15 protein-coding genes are annotated in these 16121 nt (G+C 71.9%); 12 read left to right on the top strand and 3 right to left on the bottom strand.

Going from position 1 to position 16121, the window contains the following annotated elements; translation table 11 throughout:
• Positions 1 to 120 precede the first annotated feature (120 nt).
• Positions 121 to 672, top strand: coding sequence for a TetR/AcrR family transcriptional regulator (locus ACFWRO_RS31280; RefSeq protein WP_384516146.1), 552 nt, complete (start codon positions 121 to 123; stop codon positions 670 to 672).
• The gene (locus tag ACFWRO_RS31275) at positions 669 to 2213 is read left to right on the top strand and encodes an MFS transporter (RefSeq protein WP_384516144.1); all 1545 of its coding nucleotides are present in this window, start codon (positions 669 to 671) and stop codon (positions 2211 to 2213) included. Before ACFWRO_RS31280 ends, ACFWRO_RS31275 begins: the two co-directional genes overlap by 4 nt.
• A gap of 72 nt (positions 2214 to 2285) precedes the next feature.
• Here the strand turns inward: ACFWRO_RS31275 and ACFWRO_RS31270 are convergent, their stop codons facing one another.
• Positions 2286 to 2957, bottom strand: coding sequence for a lysophospholipid acyltransferase family protein (locus ACFWRO_RS31270; protein WP_362004647.1), 672 nt, complete (start codon positions 2955 to 2957; stop codon positions 2286 to 2288).
• A 228-nt stretch (positions 2958 to 3185) separates the two neighbouring features.
• Between ACFWRO_RS31270 and ACFWRO_RS31265 the strand changes: the two genes are divergently transcribed.
• From ACFWRO_RS31265 to ACFWRO_RS31255, 3 genes are all read left to right on the top strand, one after another.
• Positions 3186 to 4376, top strand: a complete 1191-nt coding sequence (locus tag ACFWRO_RS31265; RefSeq protein WP_384516142.1) for a glycerophosphodiester phosphodiesterase — start codon at positions 3186 to 3188, stop codon at positions 4374 to 4376.
• Positions 4377 to 4515: 139 nt separating this feature from the next.
• Positions 4516 to 5058 carry a sigma-70 family RNA polymerase sigma factor gene (locus ACFWRO_RS31260; protein WP_384516139.1) on the top strand — a complete coding sequence of 181 codons (543 nt, stop codon included), beginning with the start codon at positions 4516 to 4518 and terminating at the stop codon, positions 5056 to 5058.
• A 17-nt stretch (positions 5059 to 5075) separates the two neighbouring features.
• Entirely contained in the window at positions 5076 to 5558 is a 483-nt protein-coding gene (locus ACFWRO_RS31255) for a GNAT family N-acetyltransferase (protein ID WP_384516136.1), read from the top strand.
• Positions 5559 to 5561: 3 nt separating this feature from the next.
• Here ACFWRO_RS31255 and ACFWRO_RS31250 read toward each other — a convergent pair whose 3' ends face one another.
• Both ACFWRO_RS31250 and ACFWRO_RS31245 read right to left on the bottom strand, forming a co-directional pair.
• Positions 5562 to 5993, bottom strand: coding sequence for a hypothetical protein (locus tag ACFWRO_RS31250; protein WP_384516133.1), 432 nt, complete (start codon positions 5991 to 5993; stop codon positions 5562 to 5564).
• The gene (locus tag ACFWRO_RS31245; protein WP_384516131.1) at positions 5993 to 6355 is read right to left on the bottom strand and encodes a hypothetical protein; all 363 of its coding nucleotides are present in this window, start codon (positions 6353 to 6355) and stop codon (positions 5993 to 5995) included. The genes ACFWRO_RS31250 and ACFWRO_RS31245 overlap by 1 nt, the downstream gene beginning before the upstream one ends.
• Before the next feature lie 71 nt (positions 6356 to 6426).
• Here ACFWRO_RS31245 and ACFWRO_RS31240 point away from each other — a divergent pair, with 71 nt between their 5' ends.
• From ACFWRO_RS31240 to cobT, 7 genes are all read left to right on the top strand, one after another.
• Positions 6427 to 7074 carry an HAD-IA family hydrolase gene (locus tag ACFWRO_RS31240; RefSeq protein WP_384516129.1) on the top strand — a complete coding sequence of 216 codons (648 nt, stop codon included), beginning with the start codon at positions 6427 to 6429 and terminating at the stop codon, positions 7072 to 7074.
• Positions 7075 to 7416: 342 nt separating this feature from the next.
• Positions 7417 to 8511: a methionine ABC transporter ATP-binding protein gene (locus tag ACFWRO_RS31235; RefSeq protein WP_384516127.1), complete on the top strand. Its 1095-nt coding sequence runs from the start codon at positions 7417 to 7419 to the stop codon at positions 8509 to 8511.
• Entirely contained in the window at positions 8508 to 9176 is a 669-nt protein-coding gene (locus ACFWRO_RS31230) for a methionine ABC transporter permease (RefSeq protein WP_384516124.1), read from the top strand. The genes ACFWRO_RS31235 and ACFWRO_RS31230 overlap by 4 nt, the downstream gene beginning before the upstream one ends.
• Before the next feature lie 79 nt (positions 9177 to 9255).
• The gene (locus tag ACFWRO_RS31225; protein ID WP_384516121.1) at positions 9256 to 10113 is read left to right on the top strand and encodes a MetQ/NlpA family ABC transporter substrate-binding protein; all 858 of its coding nucleotides are present in this window, start codon (positions 9256 to 9258) and stop codon (positions 10111 to 10113) included.
• A gap of 180 nt (positions 10114 to 10293) precedes the next feature.
• Positions 10294 to 10929, top strand: coding sequence for a GNAT family N-acetyltransferase (locus ACFWRO_RS31220; protein ID WP_384516118.1), 636 nt, complete (start codon positions 10294 to 10296; stop codon positions 10927 to 10929).
• A 71-nt stretch (positions 10930 to 11000) separates the two neighbouring features.
• Positions 11001 to 12203, top strand: coding sequence for a precorrin-6y C5,15-methyltransferase (decarboxylating) subunit CbiE (cbiE, locus tag ACFWRO_RS31215; RefSeq protein ID WP_384516116.1), 1203 nt, complete (start codon positions 11001 to 11003; stop codon positions 12201 to 12203).
• A gap of 304 nt (positions 12204 to 12507) precedes the next feature.
• A complete protein-coding gene (gene cobT / locus ACFWRO_RS31210) occupies positions 12508 to 15813 on the top strand; it encodes a nicotinate-nucleotide--dimethylbenzimidazole phosphoribosyltransferase (protein WP_384516113.1) in 3306 nt (1101 codons plus the stop codon).
• The last annotated feature ends 308 nt before the right edge of the window (positions 15814 to 16121 follow it).

The raw sequence follows: 16121 nt of genomic DNA, 5'->3' as shown, positions 1-16121 counted from the left end.
GTACCGCGTCTTCCGGAAGGCCCCCGCGAGGGGCCTTTCCGCGCATCCGGGGCCGACCCGCCGTGAGGCGTGGACTTATCGAATGAGACACGAACGTCTCATTCGGTGTATGGTCGTCTCATGACAGTCGACCGCGCCCAGGTGCTCCTCGCCGCCGCCGCCCTGCTCTCCCGGAAATCGACCGCCACCATGGACGAGGTCGCCCGGGCCGCGGGGATCGGTCGGGCGACCCTGCACCGGCACTTCGCCGGGCGGGACGCCCTGGTCAGGGCGCTGGAAGCGATGGGGATCGAGGAGTTCGAGGCCGCGCTCGACGCCGCGCGCCTCGACGAGGGTCCGGCCGACCAAGCCGTGCGGCGGCTCGTCGCGGAGATCGAGCCCAACGCCCAGCTGATGGCCTTCCTCGTCACCGAGAACCAGCTCTTCGAGGGCGACCAGATCAACGAGGGCTGGTCCCGGCTCGACGCCCGCGTCAGCGACCTCTTCAGACGCGGTCAGGAAGAGGGCACCTTCCGGATCGACCTGAGCCCCGCGTGGCTCACCGAGGCCCTGTACGGCCTCGCCTCCTCCTGCGCCTGGGCCGTCATGGACGGCCGGGTCGCGGCCAAGGACTTCCAATTCATGATCACCGAGCTCATGCTCGGTGGCGCACGACGGAGCGTGGAGAAATGAGCGGCACCCGCCAACTGAACCCGACGACCGGGACCGGGGTGAAGAGCCCCGGCCGCTGGCTCGCCCTCTCTGTTCTCGTCCTCGCGGTCCTCCTGGTCGCGGTGGACGCCACCGTCCTCGGGCTCGCCACACCCGCCCTCAGCGAGGACCTGAAGCCGACCGGCACCCAGCTGCTCTGGATCGGCGACATCTACTCCTTCGTCATCGCCGGACTCCTCGTCTCCATGGGCTCCCTCGGTGACCGGATCGGCCGCAAGAAGCTGCTCCTGATCGGCGCGACCGCCTTCGGCGCCGTCTCGGTGCTCAACGCCTACGCCACCAGCCCCGAGATGATGATCGTCGCCCGCGCCCTCCTCGGCGTCGCCGGCGCCACCCTGATGCCGTCGACCCTGGCGCTGATCCGGAACATCTTCCACGACCCCAAGGAGCGCAGCCTCGCCATCGGCATCTGGGGCGCCACCGCCTCCGCCGGCGCGGCCGTCGGCCCCGTCGTCGGCGGAGCGCTGCTCCAGCACTTCTGGTGGGGCTCGGTCTTCCTCATCAACCTGCCCGTCATGGCCGCCCTGGTCCTCGTCGGCATCAAGCTACTGCCCGAGTCCAAGAACCCGGTCACGGGTCCCTGGGACCTGATCAGCGTCGGGCTCTCGCTCGTCGGTGTCATCGGCGTCGTATACGCAATCAAGGAAGCCGCCTCCCACGGCCTGTCCTGGGAGATCGGCGCCGCCGCCCTCATCGGCGCCACCGCCCTGTGGGCCTTCGTACGCCGTCAGCACCGGCTGACCGCACCCCTGCTCGACATGCGGCTCTTCAAGCACCGCGGCTTCTCGGGCGCGGTCCTCGCCGACCTGCTCACCGTCTTCGGTCTGTCCGGCCTGGTCTTCTTCCTCTCCCAGTTCCTCCAGCTAGTCCAGGGCCGTGAGCCGCTGGAGGCCGGTCTCGCCGAACTGCCCGCCGCCATCGGCGCGGTGGTCACCGGTCTGGTCGCGGGCCGGTACGCCCGGCGGTTCTCCGTACGGGGCATCGTGGCCGGCGGTCTCGCGGCGATCGGGCTCGCCCTCGCCGTCGTCACCGTGATCCACAAGGACACCGGCTACCCGCTGCTCGGCGCGGCCCTCCTCGTCGTCGGCCTCGGCGCGGGATTCTCGTTCACCGTCACGGCGGACGTGATCCTGTCCAGCGTGCCCAAGGAGCAGGCGGGTTCGGCCTCCGCCGTCTCCGAGACCGCGTACGAACTGGGCGCGGCCCTCGGCATCGCGCTCCTCGGCTCGATCGTCACCGGCGTCTACCAGGGCTTCGTGACCCCGCCGGGCGTCCCCGCGGACGCCGCCGCGGCGGCGCACGAGTCGCTCGGCGGCGCGGTCGAGGTCTCCGCCGGCCTCGCCCCCGACTCGGCGAACGCCCTGGTGTCCACGGCCCAGGACGCCTTCGTCGACGGCCTCAACCTGGCGGCCGGCGTCGGCGCGGCGGTCCTGCTCGCCACCGCCGTGGCGGCCTGGTTCCTCCTGAAGGGCCAGAAGCTGGAAGACGGCATCGAGCACTGAGCGATGACAAACGAGTGGGCCCCGCACCGACGACCGCCGTGCGGGGCCCACCCGCATGTCACGTCGTGACGGCTACGCGGCCTTCGCCTTCGTGGCGTACATGTCCACGTACTCCTGGCCCGACAGGCGCATCACCTCGGCCATCACCGAGTCCGTCACCGCCCGCAGGACGTAGCGGTCGCGGTCCATGCCCTCGTACCGCGAGAACTCCATCGGCTCGCCGAAGCGGACCGTCACCCGGCCCGGCCGCGGCAGCCCCGCCCCGCCCGGCTGGATCTTGTCCGTGCCGATCATCGCGAACGGCACCACCGGCGCGCCGGTCATCAGCGTCAGCCGCGCGATGCCGGTACGGCCCCGGTACAGCCGGCCGTCGGGGGAGCGCGTGCCCTCCGGGTAGATGGAGAACATCCTGCCCTCCTCAAGCACCCGGCGGCCCGTCATCAGCGCCGCGACACCGCCCCGGCCGCCGTCGCGGTCCACCGGGATCATGCCGACGCTGGTGAAGAACCAGGCCATCAGCCGGCCCTTCAGCCCCTTGCCCGTGACGTACTCGTCCTTGCCGATGAAGAAGACCGGCCGGTCGATGCAGATCGGCATGATCATCGAGTCGATGAAGGTGAGGTGGTTGCCCGCGAGGATCACCGGACCCGTCCCGGGGATGTTCTCCGCGCCGTCGACACGGGGCCGGAACATCAGGCGCAGGAGCGGTCCGAGCACTGCCTTGATGAGTGCGAGACGGGACAACGGTTCCTCCGGTGTCGGGGGCGGTGACGGCGTCGTACGGGGGTGCTGTGCAGGTGAGGACGATACTCGCGGGTCGCCCTCGTCCGCACATCGGGTTCATCGAGTGGATACGCAGTGTTGACGTGTGTTTCCACTGCGTTCGGCCCAGGTCTGTCGCACGGAGGGACCGAATGCCTACTGTCGGAGCCGCGTTTGACAGGTGCGGGACATCACATCGAAGGAGCCTTCATGACCCAGGGTGAGCACGCGAGCCCCGCTCGACGCACGGTCCTCGGAGCGGCCGGCGCGGCCGTGACCGGGGTGGCCGGAGCCGCCGTCCTCGGTGCCTCCGCGGTCCTCGCCGCCGGCCCGGCGCAGGCGGCCGAGGCACAGGGCGCGAGCCAGGACCGCAGACACGGCCACGGGCACGGTTACCGCTCCCTCCCCGTCCCCACCGTCATCGCGCACCGCGGCGCGAGCGGCTACCGCCCCGAGCACACGCTCGGCTCCTACCAGCTCGCCCTCGACCTCGGCGCCCACGTGATCGAGCAGGACCTCGTCCCCACCAAGGACGGCCACCTGGTCTGCCGCCACGAGAACGACATCACCGGCACGACCGACGTCGCCGACCACCCCGAGTTCGCCTCCCGCAGGACCACCAAGTCCGTGGACGGCGTCTCGTACACCGGCTGGTTCACCGAGGACTTCACCCTCGCCGAGCTCAAGACCCTCCGCGCCAAGGAGCGCATCCCGGCGACCCGCCAGGAGAACACCCTCTACGACGGCCGCTGGCAGATCCCGACCTTCGAGGAGGTGCTCCGCTGGGCCGAACGTGAGGGCCGCTGCCGGGGCCGCGACGTCTGGCTGCACGTCGAGACCAAGCACCCCAGCTACTTCCGCTCCCTCGGCCTCGGCCTGGAGGAGCCCCTCGCCAAGCTGCTGCGCCGCTACGGCCGCCACCGCGCCGACTCCGCGGTCTTCCTCCAGTCCTTCGAGCCCAGCAGCATCCAGCGCCTGGCGAAGCTGGTGAACTCGCCGCGCGTCGTGCTGCTCTCCGCCGCGAGCAGCCGCCCCTGGGACTTCGTCCAGGCGGGTGACCCGCGCACCGTCGCCGACCTGGTCACGCCGCAGGGCCTGCGCTGGATCGCCTCGTACGCGCAGGGCATCGGCCCGACCCTGGACCTGGTCATCCCGCGCGACGCGAACGGCAGGCTCGGCACCCCGACGACCCTGGTGCGCGACGCCCACGCACAGGGCCTGATCCTCCACCCGTACACCCAGCGCAACGAGAACAGCTTCCTGCCCGCCGACTTCCGCCGCGGCACGGACCCGAACGCGTACGGCGACGTCTTCGGCGCCCTGAAGACCTACCTGGCGACGGGCATCGACGGCATCTTCTCCGACAACCCGGACACGGCCCTGCTGGCGGTGACCGACTAGCACAACCCACGGGTGCGGTGCCGTTCCGTGGTCCGTCCAGCCCAAGACCCTGGGCCCGGACCACGGGCAACGGCACCCACCCGAGTGGTTTACCCCCAAGTCCGCAACCACCCGGTCACACACCCGCATCGTGCCGGTCATGACCGACCCCCACCTCCTGCGCACCCTCGCCCCCCTCCTCGCCGCCGAGTCCAAGGCCGAGGCACCGGCCGCCGGCGTGGACGCCGGAGACCTCGAACAGGCCGTCTGGCTCAAGCTCCTCGAGCGCCTCCAGGACGACGACGCGCCCACCCACCCCGCCGACTGGCTCCGCCGCGCCGTCCGCGCCGAGGCCCGCCGCGCCCGGCGCGCCGCCCTGCGGGAGCGCCCGTACCCGGGCGAGGAGGCCGGCGATCCGCACGACGCCACCCCCGAGTCCACCGCCCTGACGACGGAACGCCGCCGCGCCGTCCGCGCCGCCGTCCGCCGCACCCCCGGGCACTGCCCGCGGCTGCTCACCGCGATGCTCGACCCCGCCGACCCCACCTACCGAGAAATCGCAGGAGAGTTGGGTATCTCACAGGGCAGTCTGGGGCCCATGCGTTCCCGTTGCCTGGGATGCCTGCGCAGAATGCTGGCTGCAGAGGTTCCTGCGGCGTCCCCGAGGGGAAGGGTGCGGGAGACCGACCCAAGGATCAGGTGAGCGGGAGGCATGCGCACATGGGCATGAGCGTGACCATCTCAGCGGCGGACGCGCAGGACGCGGAGCACATACTGAAGTTGCAGTACCTCTGTTACCAGAGCGAGGCCGAGCTCTACGGCGACTACGCCATCGAGCCGCTCACCCAGACCCTGGACGCCCTGCGCGCCGAACTCTCCGACGGGTACGGTCTCGTGGCCCGCCTCGGCGACGAGATCGTCGCTTCCGTACGCGGGCGGGTCGACGAGGCCGGCACGGTACGGATCTCCAAGCTCATCGTCCACCCGCGCATGCAGCGCCACGGCCTCGGCGGCCGGCTCCTCGACGCCATAGAGGGCCACTTCGCCGGCGACCCGGCGCCCACCGCCAAGCGCTTCCAGCTCTTCACCGGCCACCGCAGCGAGGGCAACCTCCGGCTCTACCGCAGCAAGGGGTACGAGCAGGTCGCCGCCCGCGAGATCGGCCCCCGGCTCACGCTCGTGACCCTGGAGAAGGCGGCTTAAGGCCTAGGCGGCGCGGACGGCGGTCGTCCGCGACCGCCGCAGCCACCAGATCCCGGTCACCGGCAGCAGGACCGGGATGAAGATGTAGCCGTAGCCGTAGTCCGACCAGACCGTGGCGTCGGGGAACGCGGACGGGTCGGCCAGCGTCCAGGTCCCCACGGTCAGTACGCCCACCAGCTCGGCGGCGCAGCACACCAGCGCCGCCCTGCGGGCCGTCTCCCCGCCGCGGACCAGCGTGTACGTGATGAAGGCGTACACCACGGCCGCCACCGCCGAGAGCGCGTAGGCGAGCGGCGCCCGGTCGAACTCGGTCGCGATCTGGTAGATCGAGCGCGAGACCGCGCCGACCGACATCACCCCGTACAGCCAGACCAGCAGCATGCCGGGGCCCGTGACCAGGCGCGTGCCCGTGCCGGTCTCCTCCGTCGCGGTCATCAGCCCACCGTCCAGATGTCGAAGAGACGTACTTCCAGGACCGCGAGCACGACCCCGCTCGCCGCCACCGTCGCCGAGCCCCAGCGGCTGCGCTCCGTCAACGACATGAAGCCGGCCGCGGGCACCGCGCACAGCGCGCCCAGCAGGTACGCGACGAAGATCGTCGTACCCTCCTCGGCCTTGTCGCCGCTGGAGAGCCGCACGATGCCGACGACCAGCTGCACCAGGGCGAGGAACGTCACCACGGCCATGCCGATGAAGTGCCAGTCCTTGGTCGGCTGGTCGCGGGTGAAGGCGAAGCCGCACCAGGCGGCGAGGGCGAGCGCGGCCACCGAGACCGCGACCGTCAGGGCGTCAAGCATGCGCCCGAGGGTATTACGGGCCGAATGGCCCGATGCGCTCGCCCCCCACCCGCCCCGTAGGGTCGGGGGCCATGAAGATACGCGCGGAAGCCCTCCTGTTCGACAACGACGGAACCCTCGTCTCCTCCATGGCGTCCGTGTACCGCTGCTGGACCCGCTGGGCCGGGGAGTACGGGATCACGGCCGAGGACTTCGCCCGCGTCGAGCTGCACGGCCGCCCCGCCGCCGAGATCATCGCCGACCTGCTGCCCGCCGCCCGGGTGCCCGAGGCGCTGCGCCGCATCGAGCAGCTGGAGGTCGAGGACGTCCCCGGCGGCGTCGAGCTGCTGCCCGGCACCAAGGAGCTGCTCTCCTCCCTCCCGGCCGACCGCTGGGCCGTCGTCACCTCCGCGACCCGCCCGCTCGGCGAGGCGCGGCTGCGCGAGGCCGGCATCGACTTCCCCGCCCTCGTCGCCGCCGACGACATCACGCGCGGCAAGCCCGACCCGGAGCCCTTCCTGCTCGCCGCCGCGAGGCTCGGCGTCGACCCGGCCGCCTGCGTGGTCTTCGAGGACGCCCCCGCGGGGCTCGCCGCCGGCCGCGCCGCGGGCATGCGGACCGTGGCCTTGGCCACAACCCACGACCGTGCCGAACTCGACGCGGACTTCGTCGTGACCGACCTCTCCGCGGTATCCGCGCAGGCCACGGACGGGGGAGTGGAGATCGTCCTCGGCGTCTGACGCCCGCCAGGGGTGTCCGCATACTGTCTCAACGAAGTCCGCTATTCGGACACCCCCGAAGCCGTCGTACCCCTGCGTGCTTTACTTGCAGACATGACCACGACGAGCAGCCGCACCCTTGCGACCGAGGCGATCACGACGCCCGGTGCTCGTTGTATGTGTCGAATGTGCGCCTTCTGAGGGCCCCCGCCTGCGTCTCGCGCCCCGAAGCGAGACACCGACGGCCGAGCCGATCCGTACGCCCCGAGGCGACGGACCGTGCCTGCCCCGCGCACGTGCTGCCTCCGGTTCACCCACCGATGCGGCCGATCTGCGCCTGACTGTCCGAACGACGAATGCCCCGTGCCCGGCGGACCCCGCGCCGTGCACTCGACAGTGACGGAAACCCCTGTGATCACCACTTCGGGCCTGACCAAGGTCTACGAGTCGCGAGGCCGCCAGGTCACCGCTCTGGACGGCGTCGACCTCCACGTCCGCGAGGGCGAGGTCTTCGGCGTGATCGGCCAGAGCGGCGCCGGCAAGTCCTCGCTCATCCGCTGCGTCAACCTCCTGGAGCGCCCCACCTCCGGCACCGTGACCGTGGACGGCGTCGACCTCACCGCGCTCGCCGGCACCGGCCGCCGCGCCGGCAAGGACCTGCGCCGCGCGCGCAGCAGCATCGGCATGGTCTTCCAGCACTTCAACCTGCTGTCCTCCCGCACGGTCAAGGACAACATCGAGCTCCCCCTGGAGATCCTCGGCGTCTCCGGCGCCGAGCGCACCCGCCGCGCCCTGGAACTCCTCGACCTCGTCGGCCTCGCCGACAAGGCGAAGTCCTACCCCGGCCAGCTCTCCGGCGGCCAGAAGCAGCGCGTCGGCATAGCCCGCGCCCTGGCCGGCAACCCCAAGGTCCTGCTCTCCGACGAGGCCACCAGCGCCCTCGACCCCGAGACCACCCGCTCCATCCTCCAGCTGCTGCGCGACCTCAACCAGCAGCTCGGGCTCACCGTCCTGCTCATCACGCACGAGATGGACGTCGTCAAGACGATCTGCGACTCGGCCGCGCTGATGCAGCGGGGCAGGATCGTCGAGTCCGGCACCGTGAGCGAACTGCTCGCCACCCCCGGCTCCGAGCTGGCCGCCGAACTCTTCCCGGTCAGCGGCGCCGCCACCGGCCCCGACCGCACGGTCGTCGACGTCACCTTCCACGGCGAGGCCGCCACCCAGCCGGTGATCTCCCAGCTCTCCCGTACGTACAACATCGACATCTCGATCCTCGGCGCCGCCATGGACACCGTCGGCGGCAAGCAGATCGGCCGGATGCGGATCGAACTGCCCGGCCGTTACGAGGAGAACGTCGTGCCCGTCGGCTTCCTGCGCGAGCAGGGCCTCCAGGTCGACGTCGTCGAAGAGGACGACGCCGCCGGCGCCGTACTCGTCAAGGAAGGTGCCAAGTGACCTGGTCGGAGATGCAGCCCCTGCTCGAGCAGGGCACCGTCGACACCCTCTACATGGTCCTGTGGGCCACGTTCGTCACCGTCCTCGGCGGACTGCCGCTCGGCATCCTCCTCGTCCTCACGGACAAGGGCGGACTGCTGCAGAACACCGTGGTCAACAAGGTCGTCGGCGTGATCGTGAACATCGGCCGCTCGCTGCCGTTCATCATCCTGCTGATCGCCCTGATCCCCTTCACGACCTTCGTCGTCGGCACCTTCATCGGCCCCACCGCGATGATCGTCCCGCTCGCCATCGGCGCCATCCCGTTCTTCGCGCGCCTCGTCGAGACCTCGGTCCGCGAGGTCGACCACGGCCTCGTGGAGGCCGTCCAGTCCATGGGCGGCTCCGTGCCGACGATCATCCGCAAGGTGCTGCTGCCGCAGGCGCTGCCCTCGCTGGTCTCCGGGACCACGACCACGGTCATCGTGCTCATCGGCTACTCCGCGATGGCAGGCGCGGTCGGCGGCGAAGGCCTCGGCTCCAAGGCCATCACCTACGGATACCAGCGCTTCGACACCCAGTTCATGCTGGTCACCGTCGTCGTCCTGATCGCGATCGTCACCGTCGTCCAGCTCATCGGCGACCTCGCCGTCCGGCTCCTCGCCCGCCGCGGCCGGACCGCGTAACCCCAGACTTCGTCCTTCGAAGAAGAGCCCGGACTTGTTGTCCAGGCGTCCACCGCACCACCAGAAAGAGGCACTCTTCGTGCGTAAGAACATCAAGCTCACCGCCGGTATCGCCGCCACCGCCGCGCTCGCCCTCGGCCTCACCGCCTGCGGCACCGCCTCGGACCCGTCCTCCGCGAAGGACTCGGCCGGCTCCGCCGACAAGCCGCTCGTCGTCGCCGCGTCCCCGACGCCGCACGCCGACATCCTCAACTACGTCAAGGACAACCTCGCCGCGAAGGAGGGCCTGAAGCTGGAGGTGAAGGAGTTCACGGACTACGTCCTGCCGAACACCGCCACCCAGTCCGGCCAGGTCGACGCCAACTTCTTCCAGCACAAGCCGTACCTCGACGACTTCAACAAGAAGAACAACACCACCATCGTCCCGGTGGTCAACGTCCACCTGGAGCCCCTCGGCCTCTACTCCAAGAAGGTCAAGGCGCTCTCGGACATCAAGGCCGGCCAGACCATCGCCGTCCCCAACGACACCACCAACGGCGGCCGCGCCCTCCAGCTGCTCGCCGAGAACGGTCTCATCACCCTCAAGGACGGCGTCGGCACCAACGCCAAGCTCTCCGACATCACGGACAAGAAGGGCCTGGAGTTCAAGGAGCTGGAGGCCGCCACCGTGCCCCGCGCCCTGAACGACGTGGACGCCGCCGTCATCAACGGCAACTACGCCATCGAGGCCAAGCTCTCCCCGGCCAAGGACGCCATCGCCATCGAGAAGGCCGAGGGCAACCCGTACGCCAACTTCCTCGCCGTCAAGGAGGGCAACGAGAAGGACGCCCGGGTGCAGAAGCTCGCCAAGCTCCTCAACTCGCCCGAGGTGAAGAAGTACATCGAGGACACCTACGACGGCTCGGTCATCCCGGCCTTCGGCGCCGTCGCCAAGTAAGGCCCGCCGTACGGTTCCTGTGCCGAAGGCCCCCGCACCCCGCCCGGGTGCGCGGGGCCTTCGCCGTCGTACGCCCCGTCATCTGACGCCACATCGGACCCGGCCATGCACACCGACAGCAGCATGCTGCATGCTGTGCGTTCACGGTCGATTCGGACGGTTCACGGCATGGAGCTGCGCATGACTACCACCTTTCCGGACATCTCCATCAACACGGACCGGTTGGTGCTGCGCGCGCTCGAAGAGGCGGACGCGCCCGCCCTCGCCGAGATGATGAACGACGAGATGGTCGCCGCCTGGACGGCCGTCCCCCAGCCCTACACCGAGGACGCCGCGCTCCGCTGGATCACCGAGTACGCCCCCGCCGAACGCACCACCGGACGGGGCCTCGACCTCGCCGTCACCGAGTTCCTCACCCAGCGCCTGGTGGGCGTCATCCAGCTCAGCCACACCAACTGGCGCGTCCGCTCCACCGAGATCTCCTACATCGTCGCCCCCTGGGCCCGCGGCGAGGGCTACGCCACCGAAGCCGCCCTCGCCACCGCCCAATGGCTCTTCGGCGACCAGGGATTCGAACGCATCGAGCTGCGCACCGCAGCCGACAACACCGCCTCCCAGCAGGTCGCCCAGAAGATCGGCAGCATCAGCGAAGGCGTCCTCAGAAACGCCTGCATAGCCCGCACCCGCACCGAGGACGGCACCTGGGCCGACCTGCGCACCGATTTCATCGTCTGGGGACTGCTCCCCGAGGACCTCGAAGGCGTCGCGGACCAGATGGCGGAGGCCGGATACTCCTCCTTCACCGACTGGAGCTGAGCCCGCAACCGATCCCGGGTACCCTTCACACGCCCCCGACCTGCGACAAAGACCTCAGGAGACAGACGACGATGGCCGACCGGGTGACGGTGATCGGCTGGGACGGCTCGCCCCTCACCGCAGCGGCCCGGTCCGCGCTCTCCGCCGCCACGCTCGTGGCGGGCGCCGCGCACCACCTCGCCCTGCCCGAGGTCCCGCCCGGTGCGGAAAGGATCCGCCTCGGCAGCGTCGACCTCGCCGCCCGCCGCATCGCCGGACACCGCGGCACCGCCGTCGTCCTCGCCGACGGCGACCCCGGCTTCTTCGGCGTCGTCCGCAACCTGCGCGCCCCCGAGCACGGCCTCGAGGTCGAGGTCGTCCCCGCCGTCTCCTCCGTGGCCGCGGCCTTCGCCCGGGCCGGCATGCCCTGGGACGACGCCCGGATCGTCGTCGCCCACCAGCGCACCCTGCGCCGCGCCGTCAACGTCTGCCGCGCCCACCCCAAGGTCGCCGTCCTCACCTCGCCCGGCGCGGGCCCCGCCGAACTCGCCCTCCTCCTCGAAGGCGTCCACCGCACCTTCGTCATCTGCGAGGAACTCGGCACCGACCGCGAACAGGTCACCGTCCTCACCTCCGACAAGGCCGCCGACCACGTCTGGCGCGACCCCAACGTCGTCATCGTCATCGGCGGCACCGCCGGGACCCCGGCCGGCGGCTGGCTCATGGGCCAGGAGACCCCGGCCGTACGCGGCTGGGCGCTGCCCCCGGAAGCCCCCGCACGCGGCGGCACCGGCGAGGACCGCACCCTGCGCGCCGCCCAGCTCGCCCGCCTCGGCCCCCGCGTCGGCGACCTCGTCTGGGACATCGGCTGCGGCGGCGGAGCCCTCGCCGTCGAGGCCGCCCGCTTCGGCGCCGCCGTCATCGCCGTGGACGCCGACCCCGAGGCCTGCGCCCGCACGGAGGCGGCCGCCCGACGCCACGGCATCCAGCTCCAGGCCGTACGCGGCCGGGCCCCGCACGTCCTGGAACGGCTGCCCGAACCCGACGTCGTACGGATCGGGGGCGGCGGCGTCCCCGTCGTCACCGCCTGCACCGCCCGCAGGCCCGAACGGATCGTCGCCCACGCCTCCACCCGCGACGAGGCCGAGGCCGTCGGCGCGGCCCTCGCCGACGGTGGCTACGACGTCGAATGCGCCCTGCTGCAGAGCGTCGGCCTCGACCCGGACGACTGGTCGGAGCGCGCCCGCACCGTCGTCTTCCTGCTCTCCGGACGCCGGATCGAGCGCGCCCCCTGACCACCCCGCCCCACCGGGCCAGGTAGGCTGGCCGATCGTTGTACCGCGCCCGGGCCTTCGGTGTTTTGTTCGCCAATATCCGGACAGAGGGGCCCTGAGGGCCCCTGATGTGGTACGGGGCAACGGGGGGACGCGCGACGTGGCGCAGTCCACAGCAAACCGTGGCGGATCCGCCTGTCACGACGGCCGATGGCCGCGACAATGCTGGGGTGCCCGCGCGTCATTCGTGCCGCACGGCGCGCACGCTCGTTCTTGTTGACGGGCGAAGGTCTGAAGGAGCACAAGCGATGGGCGAGGGGTACGCATGACGGACACCGGCCAGGTCCCGGGCGAGGGGCTGCCGGAGAACGCAGGCATGGTCGAGCAGCCGGGCATCCCCGCTCCGGGCGCGTACACCTTCCTGGACCCCTCCGAGCACGCAGCCGAGGACGACGATCTGCTTCTGATGCCGGGCGCCCAGGGCGCCTGGAGCGAGCACACGCCGGGCGCCATGCCCGCGCCGCCCGTCGCGGTCCAGGCCCCGGGCATGATGCCGCCGGTCGGTGACCCGCTCACCGACCCGCTGGCCGGCCCGATCGCCGACGCCCTCGCCGCCCAGACCCCGATGACCCCGCCGGCTCCGGTCGCCCACGAGCCGGTCTCCACCCCGCCCCACGGCGTGCCCCTGGGCCTCTCGACCCAGGCTCCGGTCGCTCACGAGCCCGTCGCGACCCCGCCCCACGGCATGTCCCTCGGCCTCTCGACCCCGGCTCCGGTCGCCCACGAGCCGGTCGCGACCCCGCCCCACGGCGTGCCCCTCGGCCTCTCGACCCCCGCGCACGGCGTCCCGCTCGTGGCCGATGCCGTGACCGATCACGGGTACGAGCCCGGGATCCTGGACACCGGCGCCCACGAGGCCGCCGGCCGCGACTCGGGTTCCGTGGACCTCGGTGCCGTACGCGTACCGCCGGCCGCCGCGACCCCGCCGCCCGCCCGCCGCCCGCTGCACATGGGCCCCCCGGTCCCGGAGAACGGCGGCGTCGTCCGCTCCCTCGCCGACCGAGGCCCTGCCGCCGCCCCGGCACCGGTGCTCGCGCCGACGCCGATGCCGGTCGCCGCGACGGCCCCCGCGCCGATGCCGACCCGGGTAGCGGGACCGCCGACCTCCGGCCTCGAGTACCTCGACGTCCCCCAGGAGCAGCCGGCCGCCGCACCGGCCGCGCCCCAGCTCGGCGAGGTCCCGCCGCAGGGCGCCGTCCCGTGGGACCCGCAGCCGCAGGCACCCGTGCCCGCAGAAACGGTCGGCCAGTTCGTCCCGGTCGAGGGCACGCTCCCGACGACCCCCCACCTCGCGCCGACCCCGGCCCCGGAGGAGCCCGCAGCGGAGGCCCCCGAGCCCGCCGTGGAGGAGCCCTCCGTGGAGGAGGTCCCCGCCCCGGTCCCGGCCCCCCGCGACGGCGGCCCGACCGCCGCCGTACAGGCACCGCCGGTAGAGGCCTCCGCGGAGGATCCCCAGGCGCCGGACGTAACCCCGGACCCGGCACCGGAGCCCGAGCAGCCCCCGGCCGCAGAGGCCCCGACGGAGCCCGAGCCCCAGGCCCAGGACCTCCCGACCGAAGAGCCCACAACCGAGGCCACGGACACCCCCGAGCCGGTGACGCCCCCGGCAGCCGAGGAGCCCCCGGCAGAGGAACCGCCCGCAGAGGACCTCGTAGCAGTAGCCGAGGAGCCGGCAGCCGAGGAAGTCGCAGAACCCACTGAGGACTCCGCGGCACCGGAGCCGGAGTCGGCACCGGCACAGGAGTCCGCACCGGCACAGGACGCGACAGAGGAACTGGCACCTGCAGAGGAACTGGCACCGGAGCCTGCCCTGGCTGCCCCGGTTGCTGCTGAACCTTCCCCCCCTGCCCCGGCCTACGACGACGCGGAGCGCGAGGCGGTGCTCCGGGTCATGCGGGAGCGCCGGGATATCCGCAACGGCTTCCGTTCGGACCCGATCCCGCACGAGGTGCTGCTCCGCGTTCTGGAGGCCGCGCACACGGCTCCCAGCGTCGGCCACTCCCAGCCCTGGGACTTCGTCGTCATCCGCTCGGCGGAGACCCGACGGTCGATGCACGAACTGGCTCAGCGCCAGCGCGAGGCGTACGCAAAGTCGCTGCCCAAGGCGCGGGCGAAGCAGTTCAAGGAACTGAAGATCGAGGCCATCCTCGACACCCCGGTCAACATCGTCGTGACCGCCGACCCCACGCGGGGCGGCCGGCACACCCTGGGCCGCTACACGCAGCCGCAGATGGCCCCGTACTCCTCGGCTCTGGCCGTCGAGAACCTCTGGCTCGCGGCCCGCGCCGAGGGCCTCGGCGTCGGCTGGGTCAGCTTCTTCGACGAGCGCGAGATGGTGCGCGCCCTCGGTCTGCCCGAGCACCTCGAAGTGGTCGCGTACCTCTGCGTGGGGTACGTCGACGAGTTCCCCGAGGAGCCTGAGCTGATGCAGGCGGGCTGGTCCAAGCGCCGCCCGCTGTCGTGGGTCGTCCACGAGGAGACGTACGGCCGCCGGGCGCTGCCCGGTGAGGAGCCGCACGACCTGCTCCAGGAGACCGTCGCCAACATCCGCCCGCTGGACGCCAAGGCGCTCGGCGAGGCGTGGGAGCGGCAGAAGCGCATGACCAAGCCCGCGGGGGCCCTGGGCATGCTGGAGATCATCGCCGCGCAGCTCTCCGGCCTCTCCCGGATGTGCCCGCCCCCGATCCCCGAACCGGCCGCGGTCGCGATCTTCGCGGGTGACCACGGCGTGCACGCCCAGGGGGTCACCGCCTGGCCGCAGGAGGTGACCGGCCAGATGGTCGCGAACTTCCTCGGCGGGGGAGCGGTCTGCAACGCGTTCGCCAACCAGGTCGGCGCGGAGGTCTGCGTGATCGACGTGGGCGTGGCGTCGGACCTCCCCGCGACGCCTGGCCTCCTGCCCCGCAAGGTCCGAGCCGGTACGGGCGACTTCACCACGGGTCTCGCGATGACCCGCGAAGAGGTCCTGGCGGCGATCGAGGTGGGCATCGAGACGGCCCGCGACCTCGTGGCGGCGGGCAACAAGGCCCTCCTGACCGGCGAGATGGGCATCGCGAACACCACGGCGTCCGCCGCGCTGATCTCCGTGTACACGGGCGTCGACCCGGTCGAGGTGACCGGCCGCGGCACGGGCATCAACGACGAGATGCACGCCCGCAAGGTGGACGTGGTCCGTCGCGCTCTCGACCTCCACCAGCCGGACCCGGCGGACCCCATCGGCGTCCTCTCGGCCATCGGCGGCCTGGAGCACGCGGCGCTGGTCGGCCTCATTCTGGGCGCGGCCTCGCTGCGCGTCCCGGTCGTCCTCGACGGCGTCTCGACGGGCGCGGCGGCGCTGGTGGCCCGGGCGATCGCGCCCGAGTCCCTTGCAGCGTGCATCGCGGGTCACAGGAGCGCCGAGCCGGGCCACGTGGCGGCCCTCAACAAGCTGGGCCTGCGCCCCCTGGTCGACCTCGACCTGCGCCTGGGCGAGGGCACGGGCGCCCTCCTTGCCCTCCCGGTCGTCCAGAGCGCGGCAAGGGCCATGCACGAGGTGGCGACCTTCGACTCGGCAGGCGTGACGGAAAAGTAAAAGAAGGCACCCGCGCCGCCCCACTCCAAATCCAACGGGAGTGGGGCCGCGCAGGGTCCGCGTTCGGGACGTAAAGCGTGATTTGTGGCGCGCGAGAGCGCTGCCTTCGAGGTCCCCTGCGCGCCGTAAATCATGAAGTCCCGAACGCGGACCCGGAGCGGCCCCCACGGCACCGCACCACGGCGCGGGGGAGGGACACGCGTCACAGGTCGCCCACCCCCGGTGACCGATATCGTGGTCACCGGGCACAGGCCCCCGCACCCCAACCCACCCCGCCCCACCAGCCGCTCCACCGCAGCAGCGGCCCG

The organism is Streptomyces sp. NPDC058579 (assembly GCF_042718575.1).
Lineage (GTDB): Bacteria > Actinomycetota > Actinomycetes > Streptomycetales > Streptomycetaceae > Streptomyces.
Note: the sequence above shows the minus strand (reverse complement) of the source record. Positions and strands in the feature narration are given on the sequence as shown.

Excerpts from the sequence above, each read along its gene's own strand:
- cobT (WP_384516113.1), top strand. The coding sequence starts at position 12,508 with ATGACGGACACCGGCCAGGTCCCGGGCGAGGGGCTGCCGGAGAACGCA.
- ACFWRO_RS31245 (WP_384516131.1), bottom strand. The coding sequence starts at position 6,355 with ATGCTTGACGCCCTGACGGTCGCGGTCTCGGTGGCCGCGCTCGCCCTC.
- ACFWRO_RS31250 (WP_384516133.1), bottom strand. The coding sequence starts at position 5,993 with ATGACCGCGACGGAGGAGACCGGCACGGGCACGCGCCTGGTCACGGGC.
- cbiE (WP_384516116.1), top strand. The coding sequence starts at position 11,001 with ATGGCCGACCGGGTGACGGTGATCGGCTGGGACGGCTCGCCCCTCACC.
- ACFWRO_RS31240 (WP_384516129.1), top strand. The coding sequence starts at position 6,427 with ATGAAGATACGCGCGGAAGCCCTCCTGTTCGACAACGACGGAACCCTC.
- ACFWRO_RS31255 (WP_384516136.1), top strand. The coding sequence starts at position 5,076 with ATGGGCATGAGCGTGACCATCTCAGCGGCGGACGCGCAGGACGCGGAG.
- ACFWRO_RS31260 (WP_384516139.1), top strand. The coding sequence starts at position 4,516 with ATGACCGACCCCCACCTCCTGCGCACCCTCGCCCCCCTCCTCGCCGCC.
- ACFWRO_RS31265 (WP_384516142.1), top strand. The coding sequence starts at position 3,186 with ATGACCCAGGGTGAGCACGCGAGCCCCGCTCGACGCACGGTCCTCGGA.
- ACFWRO_RS31220 (WP_384516118.1), top strand. The coding sequence starts at position 10,294 with ATGACTACCACCTTTCCGGACATCTCCATCAACACGGACCGGTTGGTG.
- ACFWRO_RS31275 (WP_384516144.1), top strand. The coding sequence starts at position 669 with ATGAGCGGCACCCGCCAACTGAACCCGACGACCGGGACCGGGGTGAAG.
- ACFWRO_RS31280 (WP_384516146.1), top strand. The coding sequence starts at position 121 with ATGACAGTCGACCGCGCCCAGGTGCTCCTCGCCGCCGCCGCCCTGCTC.